Source organism: Ureibacillus aquaedulcis (assembly GCF_030418165.1).
GTDB lineage: Bacteria > Bacillota > Bacilli > Bacillales_A > Planococcaceae > Ureibacillus > Ureibacillus aquaedulcis.
The window spans coordinates 13,313-34,409 of record NZ_JAUHTQ010000008.1; the positions used below are offsets into that span (position 1 = coordinate 13,313).

The 21,097-nt window shown below is 40.9% G+C and carries 14 protein-coding genes and 1 pseudogene; 13 read left to right on the plus strand and 2 right to left on the minus strand.

Going from position 1 to position 21,097, the window contains the following annotated elements; all coding sequences use genetic code 11:
- From QYB95_RS11555 to pyrE, 7 genes are read left to right on the plus strand one after another with little or no spacing between them, the layout of a single operon-like run.
- On the plus strand, positions 1-1,275 hold the full coding sequence (locus QYB95_RS11555) for a dihydroorotase (RefSeq protein WP_301138485.1): 1,275 nt from the start codon (positions 1-3) through the stop codon (positions 1,273-1,275).
- Positions 1,275-2,375, plus strand: a complete 1,101-nt coding sequence (locus QYB95_RS11560; RefSeq protein ID WP_301138486.1) for a carbamoyl phosphate synthase small subunit — start codon at positions 1,275-1,277, stop codon at positions 2,373-2,375. The genes QYB95_RS11555 and QYB95_RS11560 overlap by 1 nt, the downstream gene beginning before the upstream one ends.
- A complete protein-coding gene (gene carB / locus QYB95_RS11565) occupies positions 2,368-5,565 on the plus strand; it encodes a carbamoyl-phosphate synthase large subunit (protein ID WP_301138487.1) in 3,198 nt (1,065 codons plus the stop codon). The genes QYB95_RS11560 and carB overlap by 8 nt, the downstream gene beginning before the upstream one ends.
- The gene (locus QYB95_RS11570) at positions 5,565-6,338 is read left to right on the plus strand and encodes a dihydroorotate dehydrogenase electron transfer subunit (RefSeq protein ID WP_301138488.1); all 774 of its coding nucleotides are present in this window, start codon (positions 5,565-5,567) and stop codon (positions 6,336-6,338) included. Before carB ends, QYB95_RS11570 begins: the two co-directional genes overlap by 1 nt.
- Complete coding sequence (locus tag QYB95_RS11575; RefSeq protein WP_301138489.1) at positions 6,335-7,246, plus strand: dihydroorotate dehydrogenase; 912 nt, start codon at positions 6,335-6,337, stop codon at positions 7,244-7,246. The genes QYB95_RS11570 and QYB95_RS11575 overlap by 4 nt, the downstream gene beginning before the upstream one ends.
- Entirely contained in the window at positions 7,247-7,954 is a 708-nt protein-coding gene (gene pyrF / locus QYB95_RS11580) for an orotidine-5'-phosphate decarboxylase (RefSeq protein ID WP_301138490.1), read from the plus strand.
- Positions 7,955-8,596 carry an orotate phosphoribosyltransferase gene (pyrE, locus tag QYB95_RS11585; RefSeq protein ID WP_301138491.1) on the plus strand — a complete coding sequence of 214 codons (642 nt, stop codon included), beginning with the start codon at positions 7,955-7,957 and terminating at the stop codon, positions 8,594-8,596.
- Positions 8,597-9,082: 486 nt separating this feature from the next.
- Here pyrE and QYB95_RS11590 read toward each other — a convergent pair whose 3' ends face one another.
- Positions 9,083-12,907: a S8 family serine peptidase gene (locus tag QYB95_RS11590; protein WP_301138492.1), complete on the minus strand. Its 3,825-nt coding sequence runs from the start codon at positions 12,905-12,907 to the stop codon at positions 9,083-9,085.
- A gap of 590 nt (positions 12,908-13,497) precedes the next feature.
- Entirely contained in the window at positions 13,498-15,180 is a 1,683-nt protein-coding gene (locus QYB95_RS11595) for an Rqc2 family fibronectin-binding protein (protein ID WP_301138493.1), read from the minus strand.
- Between the two features lie 193 nt (positions 15,181-15,373).
- On the opposite strand from QYB95_RS11595, the gene QYB95_RS11600 reads away from it, so the two are divergent.
- The 6 genes and pseudogenes from QYB95_RS11600 (at position 15,374) to def (ending at position 21,097) form a co-directional block, all read left to right on the plus strand.
- Positions 15,374-16,255, plus strand: coding sequence for a YicC/YloC family endoribonuclease (locus tag QYB95_RS11600; RefSeq protein ID WP_345783716.1), 882 nt, complete (start codon positions 15,374-15,376; stop codon positions 16,253-16,255).
- A 218-nt stretch (positions 16,256-16,473) separates the two neighbouring features.
- Positions 16,474-17,091 (plus strand): guanylate kinase, encoded by a 618-nt coding sequence (gmk, locus tag QYB95_RS11605; RefSeq protein WP_301138495.1) that lies wholly within the window; start codon positions 16,474-16,476, stop codon positions 17,089-17,091.
- Positions 17,092-17,097: 6 nt separating this feature from the next.
- Positions 17,098-17,322: a DNA-directed RNA polymerase subunit omega gene (rpoZ, locus tag QYB95_RS11610; protein ID WP_301138496.1), complete on the plus strand. Its 225-nt coding sequence runs from the start codon at positions 17,098-17,100 to the stop codon at positions 17,320-17,322.
- A gap of 246 nt (positions 17,323-17,568) precedes the next feature.
- Positions 17,569-18,114 (plus strand): annotated as a pseudogene (coaBC, locus tag QYB95_RS11615) (bifunctional phosphopantothenoylcysteine decarboxylase/phosphopantothenate--cysteine ligase CoaBC); the annotation flags it as partial.
- Positions 18,115-18,119: 5 nt separating this feature from the next.
- Positions 18,120-20,534, plus strand: a complete 2,415-nt coding sequence (gene priA / locus QYB95_RS11620) for a primosomal protein N' (protein WP_301138497.1) — start codon at positions 18,120-18,122, stop codon at positions 20,532-20,534.
- Between the two features lie 71 nt (positions 20,535-20,605).
- Positions 20,606-21,097, plus strand: coding sequence for a peptide deformylase (gene def, locus QYB95_RS11625; RefSeq protein ID WP_301138498.1), 492 nt, complete (start codon positions 20,606-20,608; stop codon positions 21,095-21,097).

Genomic DNA, 21,097 nt, shown 5'->3' on the forward strand with positions numbered 1-21,097 from the left:
ATGAAAAAATATATTAAAAACGTACAACTACTGAACGAACAAAGTGAATTGGTAAATACAACGGTAACAATCGTTGAAGGCCGAATTACTGAAATTGGTGGTGAACAACCGAACGTCGCAGAGATTATAGACGGAAACGGAAACCTACTAGCTCCAGGATTTGTGGATGTGCATGTCCATCTGCGTGAGCCCGGCTTTGAACATAAGGAAACAATCGCAACAGGCACGGCATCTGCTGCAAAAGGTGGGTTTACAACAATTTGTGCAATGCCTAATACGAAACCGGTGCCTGACTCGGTTGAAAATTTGGAATTAATAAATAGCTTAATCGAGCAAAGTGCAAAAGTACGCGTATTGCCATACGGATCACTAACGGTTGCACAATCTGGTGACGAACGAACTGACTTAGCTGCTCTTAAAGCGAGTGGTGCGGTAGCATTTTCAGATGATGGGGTTGGTGTCCAGCTTGCTTCAACAATGTACGAACAGATGCAGGATGCCGCTAAGCTTGACATGGTCGTTGTGGCTCACTGTGAAGATAACTCCTTAATCTATGACGGCGTTATGCATGAAGGGAAGCGAAATAAAGAGCTTGGTTTACCGGGCATCCCATCAATCTGCGAGTCGGTGCAAATTGCACGTGATGTCCTGCTGGCTGAAGCAGCAGGTGCACGCTACCATGTCTGTCACGTTTCGACGAAAGAATCGGTTAGAGCAGTAAGAGATGCGAAGGCTGCTGGTATACGCGTCACTGCCGAGGTTTGTCCGCACCATCTTTTATTGGAAGAGATGGACATTCCAAGCGATGATGCAAACTGGAAAATGAATCCACCGCTTCGCGCTGCTGACGATAAAGATTCATTGCATGCAGCATTACTTGATGGAACAATCGATTGTATCGCAACCGACCATGCACCTCACACAGTCGAGGAAAAATGCTGTGGAATGGTTGGGGCTCCATTTGGAATCGTCGGTTTTGAAACAGCATTCCCGCTTTTATATACAAGATTCGTAGAAACAGGGAAATGGACATTGAAGCAATTAATAGATTGGATGTCAGTAAAACCCGCACAAATCTTTGACCTTCCTTATGGAACGGTTGAAGTAGGGGCAGCAGCTGACCTAGTAATAATTGATTTAAATAAAGAACAAACGATCAATCCAGATGAATTTGCAACAAAAGGACGCAACACGCCATTTACTGGCTGGTCTGCAAAAGGCTGGCCGGTACTGACAATGGTAGAAGGCAACATCGTTTATGAGGAGGCAAAATAATGAAAAAGCGATTATTGATTTTAGAAGATGGAACAGTTTTCAACGGCTACGCATTCGGCAGCGAAAGAGCGTCACAAGGTGAAGTGGTATTTACGACAGGAATGACTGGTTATCAAGAAACTTTATCAGATCCTTCCTTTTACGGACAAATTGTTACGTTCACTTATCCATTAATCGGAAACTACGGCATTAATCGTGATGATTTTGAATCCATTACACCGGCAATTCGTGGGATGGTATGCCGCGAGCTTGCAAAGGAACCATCTAACTTCCGAAGCGACCTCTCACTAAATGATTATTTAGTATCGCAAGATATCCCGGGCATTGAGGGAATCGATACACGTAAATTAACAAGAATCATCCGTTCAAAAGGTGCTGTAAAAGCGATGCTGACAGCTGCTGATGAAGATGTGAATGTAGAAGAAGTGGTTGCAAAATTACAGGCAACACCACTGATCACAAATCATGTAAAAGAGGTTTCTCCAAAAGCGGCATATCCTAGTCCAGGGCGCGGAAAACGAGTTGTGTTAATGGATTTCGGTATGAAGCATGGTATTTTACGCGAGTTAAACAAACGTGATTGCGACGTACTTGTGGTACCTTACAACACGTCTGCACAACAAATTTTGGCATGGCATCCAGATGGCATCATGCTTTCAAACGGACCTGGGGACCCAGCAGATGTGACAGAGGGTATTGAAACAATCCGTAATTTAATCGGAAAAGTTCCAATCTTCGGCATTTGCTTAGGACACCAATTGTTTGCCTTAGCCAGCGGAGCGAAAAGCTTCAAACTTCCATTCGGACACCGTGGAGGAAACCACCCGGTAAAAGACTTGCGTACGGGTCGTACAGAGCTAACTTCGCAAAACCACGGTTATGCAGTAGATGAAAGCTCTTTGGAAGGCACGGATCTAGAAGTAACACATATCGCTTTAAATGACGGTACAGTCGAAGGATTACGCCATAAAAAACATCCAGTATTCACGGTGCAATACCACCCAGAAGCATCTCCTGGGCCAGAAGATTCCAATCACTTATTTGACGAATTTATTGAATTAATGGAATCACATGTAAAGGAAGGGAAACAACATGCCTAAACGTACAGATATTGAAACTATTTTAGTAATCGGATCAGGACCAATCGTAATTGGTCAAGCAGCAGAATTTGACTATGCAGGGACGCAAGCTTGTCTCTCTTTAAAAGAGGAAGGCTACAAAGTAATCTTGATTAACTCAAACCCTGCTACAATCATGACAGATACAGAAATTGCGGACAAAGTATATCTTGAACCAATTTCACTAGAATTTGTGTCACGTATTTTACGTAAGGAACGTCCAGATGCAATCCTTCCAACACTTGGAGGACAAACAGGCTTAAATATGGCCATCGAGTTAAATGACTCCGGCATTTTAGATGAGCTGGGAATTGAAATTCTAGGTACAAAACTGGATGCCATCCATAAAGCAGAAGACCGTGATTTATTCCGTAACTTAATGTATGAATTAGGTGCTCCTGTACCTGAATCGGATATCATCCACAACCTGGAGGAAGCGAAAAACTTTGTTGCGCGAATCGGCTACCCAGTAATCGTACGTCCTGCATTTACTCTTGGCGGTACAGGCGGTGGTATTTGCTCGAATGATCAAGAATTGGAAGAAATCGTAGCAAGCGGTCTAAAGTACAGTCCTGTAACGCAATGTTTACTTGAAAAATCGATTGCTGGCTATAAAGAAATTGAATATGAAGTAATGCGTGACTCAATCGATAACGCGATTGTTGTATGTAACATGGAAAATTTCGATCCAGTTGGGATTCATACGGGGGATTCTATCGTAGTTGCTCCTTCCCAAACATTATCGGACCGTGAATATCAAATGCTGCGCAATATTTCATTGGATATTATCCGAGCCCTAAAAATTGAAGGTGGCTGTAACGTACAGTTGGCGCTGGATCCACACAGCTTCAACTACTATGTAATCGAAGTAAACCCGCGTGTATCTCGTTCATCTGCATTAGCTTCTAAAGCAACAGGTTATCCAATTGCTAAGCTTGCAGCGAAAATAGCGGTTGGCTTAACTTTAGATGAAATCGTAAATCCTGTAACTGGTTCAACGTATGCAGATTTCGAGCCGGCTCTAGATTATATTGTTGCGAAAATCCCTCGTTGGCCATTCGATAAATTCGAATCAGCAAAACGTAACCTGGGGACGCAAATGAAGGCAACAGGCGAAGTAATGGCACTTGGCCGCAATTTTGAAGAAGCAATTCTAAAAGCTGTGCGTTCACTAGAAACAGGGCATACTCATATCGAGTTAAAGCATGCTGAAGAAAATAGTGATAACTGGATTGAAAAACGTATCCGCAAAGCTGGTGATGAGCGTTTATTCTTTATCGCAGAAGCGATGCGCCGCGGTGTAACTATAGAGAAAATCCATGAATGGTCAGAAATCGATCTTTGGTTCTTAAACAAATTGCAAAATATCGTCAAAATGGAAGCAACATTAGCGGACAACGTAAATAATGCAGAAATTTTACGCCAAGCTAAACGTATGGGCTTTGCTGATAAGAAGGTAGCTGAACTTTGGAATACCGACGAAAGTGCAATTTACGCTTATCGTAAAGAACAAAACATCATTCCTGTCTATAAAATGGTTGATACATGTGCAGCAGAATTCGAATCAACAACACCTTACTTCTATGGAACATATGAAGAAGAGAATGAATCAATCGTTACTGAGAAACCGTCTGTAATAGTGCTAGGTTCCGGTCCGATCCGCATCGGTCAAGGAGTTGAATTTGACTACGCAACAGTTCACTCCGTATGGGCAATTCAGGAAGCTGGTTATGAAGCAATTATCATTAACTCAAATCCAGAAACGGTTTCAACGGACTTCTCGATTTCCGACAAGCTTTACTTTGAACCACTTACAATCGAAGATGTAATGCATATCGTTGATTTAGAGAAACCAATCGGTGTAGTAGTTCAATTTGGTGGCCAAACTGCTATTAACTTAGCCGATAAATTAGCGGCAAATGGCGTGAAAATCTTGGGAACAAGCCTGGAAGATATTGACCGTGCAGAAAACCGCGATAAATTCGAGCAAGCATTGCGTGAATTGGAAATTCCGCAACCTGCCGGTGAAACGGCTGTATCAACGGAAGAAGCGATTGCAATCGGTAAAAAACTAGGCTTCCCAGTGTTGGTTCGTCCTTCTTATGTACTTGGTGGGCGTGCAATGGAAATCGTTTATAACGAGCAAGAATTGGAGCATTATATGGAAAATGCGGTAGAAGCTTCACCAGATCATCCGGTCCTTGTTGACCGTTACTTAACAGGTCAGGAAATTGAAGTAGATGCAATTTGCGATGGCGAAAATGTGTTGATTCCAGGTATCATGGAGCACGTTGAACGAGCAGGAGTCCACTCCGGTGACTCAATCTCTGTCTACCCACCACAAAAACTAACAGACGCACAAAAAGCAACAATAGTAGATTACACAACTCGTCTGGCTAAAGGATTAAATATTGTAGGGTTAATGAACATTCAGTACGTACTTTCAAAAGGTGAAATCTTTGTCATTGAAGTAAACCCACGTTCAAGTCGTACAGTACCGTTCCTAAGCAAAATTACAAACATTCCGATGGCCAACATCGCGACAAAAGCAATTCTTGGCCAATCAATTTTAGAGCAAGGGTATCCAACAGGCTTGGCAAAAGAGCAAAAAGGTGTGTTTGTAAAAGTGCCGGTATTCAGCTTTGCAAAACTTCGCCGTGTAGACATTACACTGGGACCTGAAATGAAATCAACAGGGGAAGTAATGGGGAAAGATGCGACTTTCGAAAAAGCATTGTACAAAGGCTTTGTTGCAGCCGGTATGGAAATTAAAACTCACGGAACTGTATTATTTACAGTATCGGATAAAGATAAAAAAGAAGCCATCGAGTTGGCAAAACGCTTCAACACAGTTGGCTACCGCATCATGGCTACAGAAGGTACGGCACAAAGCTTTGCGGAAGCTGGTGTTCATGCCGATGTAGTAGGAAAAATCGGATCAAAAGAAAAAACATTGCTTGAAGTAATTCAAAACGGCCAAGCACAGCTTGTTGTCAATACTTTAACAAAAGGAAAACAGCCTGCTCGTGATGGATTCCGAATTCGTCGTGAATCTGTAGAAAATGGTGTTCCATGTTTAACTTCATTGGATACAGCAGAGGCAATGTTAGAAGTGATTGAGTCAATGACATTTACAGCAGAAGAAATGCCCAAAGCGGAGGTAGTACATTAATGATTCAACAAGAGCGAATGATTGTCGTTCGTCAAAGTGAAATTGCTCATCATATTTTTGAACTTACATTACAAGGCAAAATTGTTCAGGACATGAATCCTGGACAATTTGTCCATATTCGTGTGTCAGATAGTTTTGAGCCACTTCTTCGACGACCAATAAGTATTGCAAATATTAACAAGGAAGCTAATGAGGCAACTGTTATCTATCGTGCAGAAGGAAGGGGTACACAAATACTCTCTCAAAAGCAAGTAGGAGATGAAGTTGATGTCCTTGGTCCACTAGGAAATGGCTTCCCGGTAGAGGCAGCACCTGAAGGCGGAACAGCGCTTCTAGTTGGTGGAGGCATTGGAGTACCACCACTTTATGAGCTATCGCAGGCATTAAACGCTCGTGGAATCCGTACGATTCATGTGTTCGGCTTTGCTACGGAAGATGTGTGCTTCTATGAAGATGAATTCTCTACTTTAGGCGACACTCATTTCGTGACAGTTGATGGGACAAAAGGGACAAAAGGCTTTGTTACGGATTTACTCGATGAGCTAAAGCCTGAATTTGACGTATTTTATGCTTGTGGGCCACTACCAATGCTGCGTGCTTTAGAAGGGTTTTATCCCGAAAAAAAAGGTTACCTTTCTTTTGAAGAACGGATGGGCTGCGGAATTGGTGCATGCTTTGCTTGTATTTGCAAAACAACCGATCAAACGGAAAAAGATTATGTAAAAGTTTGCTCAGACGGGCCAGTATTCCCGAAAGGAGTTGTAGAGCTATGAGTCGATTAAGTATCCAACTCCCAGGATTGGATTTGAAAAATCCAATCATGCCGGCTTCGGGCTGCTTCGGTTTTGGTAAAGAATTTGGAAATCTCTATGATTTATCAAAACTGGGTGCCATTATGATCAAAGCTACAACAGTGGAAACGCGTTTAGGCAATCCTACACCGCGTGTTGCGGAAACAGCAGCTGGAATGTTGAACGCAATTGGTCTGCAAAATCCTGGTTTAGAAAAAGTGATGAATAGTGAACTGCCATATTTGGAACGTTTTGATGTGCCCATTATTGCAAACGTTGCTGGTACAACGACTGAGGATTATGTTGAAGTGTCCGAAAAGATTTCAACTGCTCCAAATGTAAAGGCATTGGAATTAAATATCTCCTGCCCAAACGTAAAACATGGCGGCATCACCTTTGGAACAGATCCGGTTATCGCAAGGGAACTGGTTGAAGCTGTTAAAAAGGTTTCAAAGGTACCGGTTTATGTGAAACTTTCACCGAATGTGACGGATATCGTGGAAATTGCGAAAGCAGTTGAAGCAGGTGGAGCGGATGGCATTACGATGATTAATACATTGGTTGGTATGCGTTTGGATGAACGTACCGGAAAACCTGTAATTGCAAATGGAACTGGTGGATTATCAGGTCCTGCAGTAAAACCAGTAGCCATTCGTATGGTATATGAAGTGTACAAGGCCGTTAACATTCCGATTATCGGTATGGGTGGAGTGACAAATGCACAAGACGTAATCGACTTCATGTCTGCTGGTGCATCAGCGGTTGCTGTTGGAACTGCTAACTTTGTGGATCCTTTTGTTTGCCCGAATATTATCGAAGAACTTCCGGCGAAATTAGAAAAGCTGGGAGTAAAACGCATTAATGAAATTATCGGAAGGAGCCATCTGTAAATGAACACAAAACCAATCGTAGCACTGGATTTTCCCGGCGAAAAAGAAGTATTCCAGTTTTTGAAACATTTTAACGAATCAATCTTCGTAAAGATTGGAATGGAGTTATATTTGCAGGAAGGTCCGAGCATTGTTCAAAAAGTAAAGGAACAAGGGCATGATATTTTCTTAGATTTAAAGCTTCATGATATTCCCAATACTGTAAAGTCTGCCATGAAGGGACTGGCTCGCCTTGGTGTTGATCTAGTCAATGTTCATGCAGCAGGTGGTATCGAGATGATGAAAGGAGCTCTTGAAGGCTTGGAAGCTGGGACACCAGCCGGCAAAGAAAGAGCGAAACTAATTGCTGTCACGCAGTTAACTTCCACAACAGAAGAACAAATGAAACAACAACAAAAGATTAACCTATCTTTACTAGATTCTGTCTTGCATTATGCAAGTATTACCAAGGAAGCCGGATTAGATGGAGTTGTTTGCTCCGTGCACGAAGCGGGTCAAATCGGTGAAACTTGCGGCCAAGATTTTCTGAGAGTAACACCTGGCATTCGTTTGCCTGGTGGAGATTCTCATGACCAAAAACGTATTGCGACACCGGATGGAGCGCGTGTTGGTGGTTCATCATTAATCGTTGTAGGTCGTGCAATTACCGCGGCAAAAGATCCGGTAGCAGCATATAAAGAAGTTTGCGAATTATGGGAGGAAAATTAAATGTCAGTACAAAAAGAAATTGCACATGGAATGTTAAAAGTAGGAGCCGTTGAATTAAATCCAACTGATTTATTTACATGGGCATCAGGCATCAAGTCTCCGATCTACTGTGATATGCGTTTAACTATTTCTGATGTAACAGTTCGTAAACAAATTGCCCAAGGTCTAGCACAGAATATCAAAGAGTTTTTCCCTGAAACGCAAATTGTTGCCGGTACTGCAACAGCTGGTATTCCGCACGCTGCATGGGTAGCGGATGTATTGGAAAGTCCAATGGTTTATGTTCGCTCCAAAGCAAAGGAACATGGTCGAGGCAATCAAATCGAAGGAAAAATCGCACCAGGTCAAAAAGTGGTAGTAGTAGAGGACATCATCTCAACGGGTGGTTCATCGATAACGGCGGTGGAAGCCTTACGTGCTGCCGGGTGTGAAGTAGTAGGTGTTGTGAGTGTATATACATATAATTTGCCACTTGCGGAACAAGCATTTGAAGAAATAGGCGTGAAATATGTTTCATTAACAAACTTTGACTACCTAGTAGAAGCTGCCAGCGAAACAGGAGCAATCAAAGAACAAGATATTCCGTTTTTGAAGGAATGGCACGCGGATTTGAAGGCAGGAAAGTTATCAACTAATAAATAAACATTAGATGTGTTGCGGCTGCTTATTTGAAAATCAAGCTGCGCCGAAAGCTTGCGGCAGGCGCACTGCGAAGTTGAAAGCGGGAGAGTTATAATTCTTGAATTTTAATATAATCGAGAAGCTTCTATTAATTAGAAGAGAGCTGTGACGAAAGCCTGCGTCAGTCACACTGCGGATTTGAAGGCAGGAAAGTTATCAACTAATAAATAAACATTAGATGTGTTGCAAATGCTTATTTGAAAATCGAGCTGCGCCGAAAGCTTGCGACAGGCACATTACCGGTCTGAAGGCAGGGAAGTTACCACGATTATAAAGACCTCAAATTGATGAAAGTGGCAATTTGGGGTCTTCTATTTTTGCAAACCTTCCACGGGTAATCCATCCTTGGGAGAGGGCAGCCCTTTTGTGATCTTTCGTTAATTCACTAATAAAAGAAGGTAGACGTCGGAATTTAAAATTCGAACGTCTACCTTTTCAATTAATTTTCTATTGTAGTCTTTCGGATGCTGCGCCAGTTTCTTCACTTACATCAACAGCATCAGTCAATTCGCTATTTTCTTCCTCACCCACAGTATTTTCCTCTACACCACCGGGCTCGGTCTGAACGGGTACGTTTCCTTTACCAGGTTTTTCATTTGATTTCCCGGTCTTTTTAATTTGAATCGTTTGAGTTGTCATATTGCCGGCCAAGTCTTCGGCTTCAATAACAAATTCATTTGTACCGTCAGCCAATTGAAGTTCTAATTCAATTTGTTGTTCATAGCCGTTCATTGCAAATGGCTCAGAAAGTTCGTGCATAAATCTTTCATCACCGTTGACAGTTAATCTTAGCTCATCAAAGTTATCCTTCAATGTCACTACTACAGTTGCTGTATTTTCTTTTGTATTCTTAGGATACTTACCAACCTTAATAGTTGGTGCTTGCGTATCTACGAAGATTTTACGTGCGATTTGCATTTCGTTATCAAATTCATCAATTGCTTTCACGCGTATATCTTGAACCCCATCTTCCAGATTTAAAGTATGAGAGAATTTCACGCCGTCCATTGCTGCTTCTTCGTTGTTTACTGTAACAGACTTGATATTGGAACTATCTTCTATTGTTCCAAATACATCTACTTCATGTGTATTATAGACATCGAAGAATCCAGGTGCTTCGATATAAATTACAGGTGGTGTTGTTTCTTCTTCGCTATCAGCTTGAAGATCATATGCTGTTGTATTTAGCGCTGCATCTACTACGTGAACCGAAATTTTGTCTTTGTTTGTTATTTCGCCTTCAATTGTAAATGTAGAAGTTGTTGTTGGCAGCACTTCAGAGATGGCCTGGTCATTTACAAGCACCTGCCAGTAATCCACACCTGTTCCGTTCTTGGCATCCAGGAAGTTTTCTGCTGATACAGTTTTTGTTTCATTATCAAAAGTTACTTCTGCTGTCGGTGCAGCCGTGTCAACTTTTACAGGGAATTCAATTGATTGCCATTCCGCGCCTTCATAATCGATGACACCGCTTAGGCGAAGGATGTAATCTCCATCAGCAGCCGGGGCATTATTAATTTTCCCATCCCAGCCATAATCTAAATTGTACGTATAAGGTAGTACTGTAGCTGAAGATATATAATGCTTTGTTAGATTATTTGCAGTTCGAATTGTACGTAATACATTGCCTTCAGTATCTACAACTTCCACTTTAAATTGCTTTGCATTACGGAAGAGGGAGAATACAGGAATGGCTAAATCACGAACACCGTCCTCGTTTGGCGAGAATCCAAAGCGATCTGGATTAAATCCTTCTGTATCACCAGTAATAAACATTCCCTGTTCATCAGCTAAAGCTGTATAACCCCAGTAAGTTAAGCTGTCCCAAGCAAAATAGTCGAAAATAGGGGAATCTCCCCAGTTCCCGTTAAAGCCAAAGAATGGTATAGATAATGGAACATTATCGCTAATTTCTTCATTGGGATCAACTAAAGTAACAAAGCCATCTACAAAGAACCCGTTTGAATAAATCGCACGAATATCGGCTGGAATAGCTGAAACATCTGCCGAGATAGTAATTGTTGCTGTACCATTAGCAGGAACAGTAACGGATTCAGGAGCGTCAATAGTAGCTTCATCTTCAGTTAATACGTATGACCCGATTTCGTTTGGTGCTGTAACGTATAAACCACCGCCAACATCTGCAGGGTAGTCTATTTGAAGCTGTGTATTTACATCGTAGATAATGTCTTCACTTGAATAGTTTTTCGCTTGTAATGTAAAGGTGAATTGATCATTGGAAATTTCATTTAATGCAACTTTACCTTCATTTGAACTGCTATTTGTTACTACTACATCTGTGGAAAGTGCGTTTGCAAGCTGCATTAAACCAGCGCCTTGTCTACGAGGTGAAACATATTCACCATCTGCAAGTTCCACTGGAATGGCAGTATTCATCAACAGGTTTTTGGCAAGCTGAATTCTATCAAAACCGGATAGATTAAATTCGGAGTCAACCCGCTCTAAAACTAGGGCACCACCACCGGCAACATGTGGAGCTGCCATGGATGTACCGCTCATTAAACCGTATTGATCATCATTTAAAGTGGAGAAAATATTGCCTCCTGGTGCCGTAATTTCAGGTTTGAAATCCAGGTTTGGGGTTGGTCCCCAAGATGTAAAGCTGCTCATTTGACCGGCACTAGGATTTTGTATCTCGACAAAATTGCCTTCAAAGGAAACTGTAACTGCTTGACCACTATCAAGAGCTGCCTTTAATGCTAGTCCATCTGACTGTAAAGCGGACATAAATGGAATTGTAATGGCCGGATCAGATGCCATATTGATTGTGCCGGCAGCATTATTGTAGACAATCACAGCCACTGCTCCGGCATCTTGTGCATTTAATCCTTTTTCAACGAAAGAAATGCTTCCACGTGAAATCAGGGCTACTTTCCCTGTAAAGTCTTTGCCTTGGAAATCCTCCGGTGTCCCCAATCCTGCATCCATTACCTCAATCTGTCCTGATAATACAGTTTGTGGATCTGCACCGTTTGCTAGAAGATATAGTGCACCTCCCGCTTTTTCACCATCAAATTGATAATCAAAGCTATAGGCAGTAATCATGCTATTTTCTATCGATGCTACACTGATTGAATCATCAGAAATGCCAGGTGAGCCTGTTACACCATAATCTTGGTTTTCAGCATATGGGTAAAACGTACCTGACCCATACATATCAGAGTTTCCTGATGAAATGGCAACCATGATCCCGTTTTCAGTTGCTCTCGAAACGGCTTGTTGTTCAGGGCTATTCTCATCAACAAAGCCAGCTGGTGAACCTAAAGACATATTAAGTACATCAGCATCCAGTTTAATCGCGTCATCGATCGCCTTAATGTAAATATCTCCATAAGTAGAAGAGAATAGTGGATCATTCCCGAATACTTTAAGAGCCAGTAGCTGTGCTTCAGGAGCTACACCTTTAATGCCGTTGTTTTCCTCATCGCCGTTCGCTGCAACAGTTCCACCAACGTGCATTCCATGCATGGAGGCATCCGGACCTAAATCTAGAATAATATCATTGCCATCCATATAGTTATAGCCGAAAGGAACCTTTTCCGTATAGAATTGTCCACTCTCGATTGCTCCGCCTGCCAATAATGAGTTAACTTCACTTTGTGTTAGCTCAGCTGTGTTGTTATCTGATAGGATCATATCCTTATGGCTTGGGTCAATCCCTGTATCGATGATGCCGACAACCATTCCTTCGCCTTTGAAGCCATAATCATTCCATGCTTGCTGCGCTTGAACCAATTCTTTTGAATGCACCATATCCGGAGTGTATTCAGGTCTCTCATATTCCATAGCTTCATAGACAGCTTTGACACCTGAAGTGGAAGCTATTTCTTCGATATCTTTTGCCTCAACTTCAGCTGAGAATCCGTTGAAGACAACAGTGAAGTTTTTTAGGTACTTCATTGAAGGAGTTTTCGATTTTAATTTAGACTTAACATTTTTTTGTTCATTCTCTATTGTTGCTTCCAAAGACTTTTTTTCTGCTGCTTTTAATTCCTTGTATAAAAGGCCTCTATTTGTAGCTTTTTGAATGGCTGGTTCTCCCTCAAGCTCGACAACCACCCTGACTATTTCTTCAGGATTTTGCCGATCCAGCAGCGATTGCGAGATGTTAACATCTGGTTTTTCCTTTTTGACAGTAGGCAAGTTTTGTAAGCTTTTACCACTTGCACTTGCTGCACTAACATTGACCAGTGCTGTGCTTAGAGACAAAATAAAAATAATTGTCACCAGTAAGGTCTTCCTTAGCCTCATTAAATTTCCCCCTTGTTTCATATAAAAGTAATTTAGAATAAACATCTCTTAAATCTGGTAGTCTTAGTAAGATTTAAGAGAGTCGAATCTAACTTCTCTTATTGGATACATAGACAAAATATTCCTCTAATAGAAAATTAATTGATTCGAAAGAATGGGAGGCCCGAATATTTCTTATATCGAAATACTTAACGCTAAATGGATGTGCAAGAAATTTGGGGAGAAAGCTGTCGAAAAACCAGGGCTATAAAAATGAGTTTTGGCAGAAGACTAATTCTAATGAAGTACTTGTTTTCTAGAAAATAAAAGCAGAATGTTCGCAAACAAAAAAGAGGCTGGGACAGAAGTAAGAATTCTTTGAATGATGGAAGAATCTATATTAAGAAATTGATACTGTATAAATTGATTGAAGTGGAGGGGCGACTCCTGGGGGAACAGCACGAGGGAGAGACTACAGGCTCGAGCCGTGCCCGAGGATGCGCGTCCCCGCAACGGAAATCAATTTTAGCTATATCAAAAAAACATCATTTTCCTACTCGAGGAAAATGATGTTTTTGGGTTTTGTCCCAGCCTCAATGAAAATAAAGATGCTAGCTTTTCAATTTCATCACAAGCTCTTCATCCGGTGTTACATAAAGCGTTTTTTGCTCAAAGTAAATGACAAAACCGGGCTTAGCTCCGTTAGGCTTTTTCACTTGTCGAATTTCGGTATAGTCTACAGGGACCGAAGAAGAATCCCTTGCCTTACTGAAGTAGGCACTTAAGGCAGCTGCCTCAAGCAAAGTTGTTTCATCCGGTTCACTAGAATGAATGACTACATGGGAACCAGGGATATCTTTTGTATGTAGCCAGATATCCGTTTTTTTAGCCAGTTTAAAAGTTAGATAATCATTTTGCTTATTATTTTTACCGACGGATATAGCGACTCCGGTAGATGAAACGAAAGATTCCGGGGAAGGCTTGGTCGGTTTTTTCTTCTTTTTGCTTGCGCGCAGGCGAAGATAGCCTTGCTCTGCCAATTCCTCGCGTATTTCTTCGATATCGGCAGGGGAAGCCTGGTTCACCTGGGCCATTAGCATTTCAAAATATTGAATTTCACCTTCCGTTTTCTCGAGCTGGTCTTTTACCATTATTAGAGCATTTTTTGCTTTGTTGTATTTACTATAGTAGCTTTGGGCATTTTCGACAGGTGTTTTTCTTTCGCTTAATGGAATTGTAATTTGCTCACCAGTTTCGCTATAGTAATTTGTAACAGTAACCTCTTTCATCCCTTTTTCGAAAGAGTAAAGGCTGGCCATTAATAGTTCGCCATAGAGCTGGAATTTATCCAGTTTGGAAGCCTGTTCCAAATCTTTGTTTAGCTTTTTGATTTTAAGCTTTAGTTTATTTAGCTCATTTTGAAGCCAACGCTCCAAATCTCCTGCCTGCTGTTTTACTCGATCTCGTTCTGCCCGGGCATAGAATGTGCGGTCCAGCAGAATGCTTAAAGTTTCATAACTTGTAACAGTACCATCTAAATGGGTTAGTTTTGTAGGCGAAAAGTATATTTTTCGGTCCATCTCGATGTAGGTGGGACTCTCACTGTTGACAATCTCATCCAGGAAAGAACGGAAGGATTGTACCTCGTTTTCTCCTTGTAGCCGATATAATAATTCATTGGCATGTGTGGGTGAAAATCCCTTGAAATGTTCGACAATTTCCTTTGTTGTTTTCTCTTCATTGAAGAAGTTCTTGATTTCTTCATCACTGACAGTTAAGGGATTCACTTTATTTTGCTCAGGCGGAGTGATGTAGATTTGTCCTGGCAATACTGTACGATAGCTGTTAATCGATGGAGGCAAATGCTTTAAGCTATCGAGAATTTTATTGTTCTCACTATCAATCAGGACAATATTGCTGTGCCGTCCCATGATTTCGATTGTTAGCTTACGAAAAACTTGGTCCCCAATTTCATTTTTACTTTCAATATTTAATGTAATAATTCGTTCAAATGGATCTGTTTCAATTGTATGAATAAAGCCGCCTTCGATATGTTTGCGAAGGAGCATACAAAACATTGGTGGTTCAGAAGGATTATCAATCGAATGTTGAGTCAAATGTACTCGAGCGTATGAAGGGTGGATAGAGCTTAATAGTTTAAAGTTTCCACCTTTTGCACGAATATGAAGGACGATCTCAAGGGCATTCGGTTGATGAACTTTCGTAATCCGACCAGTTTCCAACTTTTTTAATTCATTTGCCATTGCAAATGTAAATAATCCATCAAAAGCCATGATTGTGTTCCTCTTTTCTAAAAAAAATCAATTTAAAAATAGTAATAGTTATTTTTATTTGAAGGTTAAAATCTATTTCACATTATACTATAGTTCAGACGGCTTTCCTCCAATATTTACTTTTTCTATTACTCAAAGATTAAAATTTTCCTCCGGTGTGTTATACTTGGAATAGTATGCAAAGAAAGGTGTGATGACCTTGGTGCGTAGTATGACCGGTTTTGGCAGGGGTGTCACAGCTACGAATAACTATCAGCTGACTGTTGAAGTTCGTTCGGTGAATCACCGGTTTCTGGAAATTTATACAAAGTTCCCTAAAGAGTGGTTTGAGGCTGAACTCGCTACAAAAAAACAGTTATCGCAGTATGTCAAACGTGGGAAAGTTGATGTTGCAATCAACTTAAAAGCAATCGGGAACGAAACTTTATCAGTCCAGATTAATTGGCCATTAATAGAAGCTTATAAAAATGCAAAGGAGCAGCTTCAAGGTGTTATACCATTAGATGAGAAGTGGTCGATGCAAGAAATTCTCTCATTGGAGAACGTTATCTCCTACGAAAAACAAGAGTTATCCCCTGAGGAGCTAATGGAAACCATAAGCCTCGCCGTGAAAGATGCAGCGGAAAAGTTGGTTGAAATGCGGATTCAAGAGGGGGAGCAGCTAAAGTATTCCTTATTAAGCTATAACGACCAGTTAAAAGAGCTCATCCAACTAATCCGTGGGCTGTCCGGGGAAGCGGTTAACAAGTTCCGTGACAGGTTAGTGGAACGGCTGAAAGAAGTTGGCAATTTAGAAGTGCTGGAAGATCGGATGTTGGCTGAGGTAGCTATTTTTGCTGAAAAGATAGATATATCGGAAGAACTCGATCGATTGGATAGCCACTTTAAACAATTGGAAAGTACAATGGAAGAGTCGGACTCCATTGGCCGTAAATTAGATTTCCTAATGCAGGAGATGCATCGCGAAATCAATACGATTGGTTCCAAAAATCAAAATTCCATCATCTCGGTTGCAGTTGTTCAATCTAAAACTATTTTGGAAAAAATGCGTGAACAAGTACAAAATATTGAATAATACGTGTATCCCACACTAAAACAGACAGTAAAACTCGAAGTGAAAGATGGGTGAAGGCACAATCTCTAAACAAGATTACTGCTTATCAAAGCCCGATTAGTAAACTTTATTCTTAGTCGGAAGAAAAAAATCCCCATTTGTTTAAGTTTTACTTTATACTGTAATAATCATTAAAAATATTGTTGTAAAAGCAGTAAGTAAGGGAGAAGTAGAGAACAATGAGAAAAGAACGAGGCTTATTGATTGTTCTATCTGGCCCATCAGGTGTCGGGAAGGGAACAGTGCGTAAAGAACTATTTTCAAAGGCCGGCACGAATTATGAATACTCGATTTCGATGACAACACGTTCACCTCGTGAAGGTGAGATTGATGGAGTCGACTATTTCTTTAAGTCGCGCAATGAATTTGAAGCGCTTATAGAAGAAGGCGGCTTACTGGAGCATGCTGAGTTTGTTGGAAACTATTATGGCACGCCGCTTGCTTATGTGAATGAGACATTGGATGCAGGTAGAGACGTGTTTTTAGAGATAGAAGTACAAGGAGCGGCACAAATTCGAGAAAAAGCTCCTGAAGCACTCTTCATCTTCCTGGCGCCGCCAAGTATATCAGAGTTGCAGAATCGTCTAATTGGACGCGGTACTGAAACAGAAGAAATCATCAAAAAGAGAATCGATACGGCACGCGATGAACTTGAAATGATGAGTTTATATGATTATGTAGTTGAAAATGATGAAATTCAGAACGCATGTGATAAAATAAACGCAATCATCGTAGCGGAGCATTGCCGCCGTGAACGTATTGAAAAAACCTATTTGTCTATGTTGAGAGGAGAATAAACCATTATGTTATACCCATCTATCGATGCTTTAAAAAATAAAATTGATTCAAAATATTCTTTAGTGAGCTTGGCTTCTAAACGTGCTCGCCAAATGCAAGAAGAAGGCGACGAGCAATTAGCGAAATACGTTTCATACAAGCCGGTAGGAAAAGCACTAGAAGAAGTAGCAGCAGGTGTGCTGAAAAAAGAAAAGCAAGACGAATCAACAATTTACGAAGACGAAGTGTAACAATATTATGTTACTGGTGATTACAGCAACTAAGGCTTAGCAATAATATTGAAAGTTGAATCGGAAGAACTTTTTAATAATTAATGCGAGTAAGCGCGCTCACCAGAGGTTTCATATAGGAATTCTATACCTAGAATCTGTAAGATACCCTTAAGGGACAGTATTATAAGTTTGTAGATATGTTGTGATTAGGTAGCTCCCGAAGAATTGTTCTTTGGGAGCTGTTCATTTGAAAGGAGATTAGTTATGCAAAAAAATATTTTGCTTTGTGTTTCAGGCGGGATTGCGGTTTATAAAGCGGTAGCACTTGTCAGTAATTTAACGAAAGCGAATTTCAATGTCAGAGTGATGATGACAGAATCTGCAAGACAATTTGTAACGCCCCTTAGTTTTCAAGTAATGTCAAAAAATGATGTATACTTTGATACTTTTGACGAGAAAGATTCAAGTAAAATTGCACATATTGATTTAGCGGACTGGGCTGACTTGATTCTCGTTGCTCCAGCGACGGCGAACGTCATCGGGAAACTTGCCAACGGTATTGCCGATGATATGGTAACAACTACCTTGCTTGCTGCCACATGTCCTGTTTGGCTAGCTCCTGCCATGAATGTACATATGTATGATCATCCTGCCGTAAAGCGAAATATCGCTCAGTTGGCGGCGGATGGCTGTTCCTTCATCGAACCGTCAGAAGGGTTCCTGGCCTGTGGGTATGTCGGGAAAGGTCGATTGGAAGAACCGGAAAAAATTACAAAAATTGTGGTCAATTTTTTTAATAAAGAAGCAAAAAGCAAATGATTACGGTCGCGCAAGTTATCGTTGATGTGGCCGCATATCCTGTCGATCGCCCCTTTGATTATCTGGTGCCAGCTGAAATGACACAAATCATCGAAATAGGGAGTCGAGTAAAAGTACCCTTTGGACCACGAAATGTACTTGGATTTGTTGTGGCTATTGCAAATGAAACCGATGTCCCAGTGGAAAAAATAAAACCTGTGACGCAGCTTCTGGACATCGAACCTGTTTTAACGCATGAAATGCTTGAGCTTGCAAAATGGTTAAAGAATGAAACCATCTGTTATGAGATAGATGCCCTGCAGGTTATGCTTCCGTCTGCCTTAAGGGCGAAGTATGAAAAAATCGTAAACTTGCAAACAGAGGTTGAACGCTTACCAGAATCATTACAGGAATTATTTAAGACAACTCAACATGTGAACGTGAATGTTTTTGAAAAAAACAACATGCTTAACGAGTTAAAGCAAGCATTAAAGAATAAACACGTCACGATTGAAAATATCGTAAAACAAAAAGGGAAAGTAAAGGAAGTCCGGAAAGTTCAGATTATTGAGAATGTGCAAAAGCTAACGGAGATCCACCAACAAATTTCGAATCGGGCCAAAAAGCAAAAGCAGCTTGTGGAATGGATGCAAAGTCATTCCGGTGAAATAATGGATCCGGAGGTCATCTATAAAGAAACAAATTCTTCGCCACAAGTATTAAATACACTCATTGAATTAGGAGCAGCATCCTTTGTTAAGCAAGAAATCTATCGAGATCCATTTGCAAAAGAAGTGCAGAAAACAGATTTTTTAAACTTAACAGAAGAACAATCGGTAGCACTAAATCAAATTACAAGGGCTATTGATCAAAAGCAGCCTGAAACGTTCCTGTTACATGGGGTAACAGGAAGTGGCAAAACGGAAGTGTATTTGCAAACTATCGCGAAGGTTTTAAGTGATGGGAAAGAGGCAATCGTTTTAGTCCCGGAAATCTCATTAACACCGCAAATGACAGAGCGTTTCCGATCCCGTTTCGGTGAACTGGTAGCAGTCATGCACAGTGGTTTATCTGTTGGCGAAAAATATGACGAGTGGAGAAAAATTCATCAAGGGAAGGTTAAGGTAGTAGTGGGTGCCCGCTCAGCTGTTTTTGCTCCTTTCGAAAACGTAGGGATTATTATCTTGGATGAAGAACATGAATCAACTTATAAACAAGAGGATTCGCCGAGATACCATGCGCGCGATGTAGCCATCCGGCGCGGTAAGCATCATCAATGCCCCGTGATACTTGGGAGTGCAACGCCTTCATTGGAATCCTTTGCTCGTGCAAAGAAAAACGTTTATACATTACTTAACTTGAAAGAACGTGCCCTAAAGCAATCGATGCCCAAAGTTGAAATCGTTGATATGCGGGAGGAACTAAAAAAAGGGAATCGCTCAATGTTTTCCCTAAATTTAGTTGAATCGATTCAACAACGTCTAGATAGAAAAGAGCAAATTGTTTTATTTTTAAATCGACGCGGCTATTCATCTTTTGTGCTATGTCGGGACTGTGGAACAGTCTTGCAGTGTGAAAACTGTGATATTTCCTTAACGTACCATCGTAAAAACGAGAAATGTAAATGTCACTATTGCGGGTATGAAATACATGTTCCTAAGACATGTCCACAATGTCAAAGCGACCATATTCGTTTTTTTGGTACAGGTACGCAAAAAGTGGAAGAAGAGCTGGCTAAATTCTTCCCAGGGGCCAGAGTACTGCGAATGGATGTTGATACAACAAGAACAAAGGGCTCGCATGAACAATTATTACAGGCATTTGGTGATGGCAAAGCAGATATTTTACTGGGAACTCAAATGATTGCTAAAGGTTTGGACTATCCAAATATTACATTGGTAGGGGTATTAAGTGCTGATACATCGCTTCATCTACCTGATTTTAGGGCAGCGGAAAAAACGTTCCAGCTATTAACACAAGTGAGTGGGCGTGCTGGAAGGCATGAAAAGCCAGGAGAAGTAGTCGTTCAAACGTATACACCCGAACATTATGCGATTCAATTATCCCAAGCCCAGGATTATGAACCGTTTTATGAACGTGAAATGTACATGCGGCACCAAGCCGGCTATCCCCCTTATTACTATTTAGCACTCATTCAGGTATCCCACGAAGACGTCTTGATGGCAGCGGATTATGCAGGAAAAGCAGCGGAGTGGTTACGGTCGCAGCTTTCCTATAATGTGTCAATCATTGGACCGACTGCTGCTGGAATCAGTCGTCTCCAAAATAGATATCGTTATCAATGTTTGTTAAAATACAAAGTAGAACCAGATTTAATTCCTACTTTGTTGCAGCTGATTAAAATCTACCGTTCAGACTGGATTAAAAAGGGCATTAACTTATCCATTGATTTAGATCCCAATATGATTTAAACATATATGAAGATTTAATATTATCTTAAAATCAATAAGCTTAGAGAAGTGTAGAAAGAGGTAAACTTATTATGGCAATTAAAGAAGTAGTAAAGCATCCGGCAAAGGTGCTTACAGACAAATGTAAAGAAGTTACGGAAATAAACGAAGAAATCATTACACTTCTTGATGATTTATATGACACGATGGTGGAGCATGATGGCGTTGGAATTGCAGCTCCTCAAATTAATGTACCACTACGCGTGGCAATTGTAGAACTAGGTGAAGAACGAGCCATTCTGGAAATGATTAATCCGACAGTACTTGAAACTTCCGGTGCAGAAGTTGATATAGAGGGATGTTTGAGTTTCCCGAATTTATTTGGTGAAGTAGAACGCCCAACATATGTCAAAATCGAGGCGTGTGACCGTGAAGGAAGAGTTTATGAATTGGAAGCGGGTGGTTTTGATGCCCGTGCCATTCTACATGAAATTGATCATTTAGATGGTATTTTATTTGATTCAAAATTAATTCGAGTTGTCACGGAAGAAGAGTTAGCTCAAATGTATGGCGAGGAGGAATAA

Coding starts and splice junctions, on each gene's coding strand:
- QYB95_RS11555 (WP_301138485.1), top strand. CDS start 1: ATGAAAAAATATATTAAAAACGTACAACTACTGAACGAACAAAGTGAA.
- QYB95_RS11560 (WP_301138486.1), top strand. CDS start 1,275: ATGAAAAAGCGATTATTGATTTTAGAAGATGGAACAGTTTTCAACGGC.
- carB (WP_301138487.1), top strand. CDS start 2,368: ATGCCTAAACGTACAGATATTGAAACTATTTTAGTAATCGGATCAGGA.
- QYB95_RS11570 (WP_301138488.1), top strand. CDS start 5,565: ATGATTCAACAAGAGCGAATGATTGTCGTTCGTCAAAGTGAAATTGCT.
- QYB95_RS11575 (WP_301138489.1), top strand. CDS start 6,335: ATGAGTCGATTAAGTATCCAACTCCCAGGATTGGATTTGAAAAATCCA.
- pyrF (WP_301138490.1), top strand. CDS start 7,247: ATGAACACAAAACCAATCGTAGCACTGGATTTTCCCGGCGAAAAAGAA.
- pyrE (WP_301138491.1), top strand. CDS start 7,955: ATGTCAGTACAAAAAGAAATTGCACATGGAATGTTAAAAGTAGGAGCC.
- QYB95_RS11590 (WP_301138492.1), bottom strand. CDS start 12,907: ATGAGGCTAAGGAAGACCTTACTGGTGACAATTATTTTTATTTTGTCT.
- QYB95_RS11595 (WP_301138493.1), bottom strand. CDS start 15,180: ATGGCTTTTGATGGATTATTTACATTTGCAATGGCAAATGAATTAAAA.
- QYB95_RS11600 (WP_345783716.1), top strand. CDS start 15,374: ATGACCTTGGTGCGTAGTATGACCGGTTTTGGCAGGGGTGTCACAGCT.
- gmk (WP_301138495.1), top strand. CDS start 16,474: ATGAGAAAAGAACGAGGCTTATTGATTGTTCTATCTGGCCCATCAGGT.
- rpoZ (WP_301138496.1), top strand. CDS start 17,098: ATGTTATACCCATCTATCGATGCTTTAAAAAATAAAATTGATTCAAAA.
- priA (WP_301138497.1), top strand. CDS start 18,120: ATGATTACGGTCGCGCAAGTTATCGTTGATGTGGCCGCATATCCTGTC.
- def (WP_301138498.1), top strand. CDS start 20,606: ATGGCAATTAAAGAAGTAGTAAAGCATCCGGCAAAGGTGCTTACAGAC.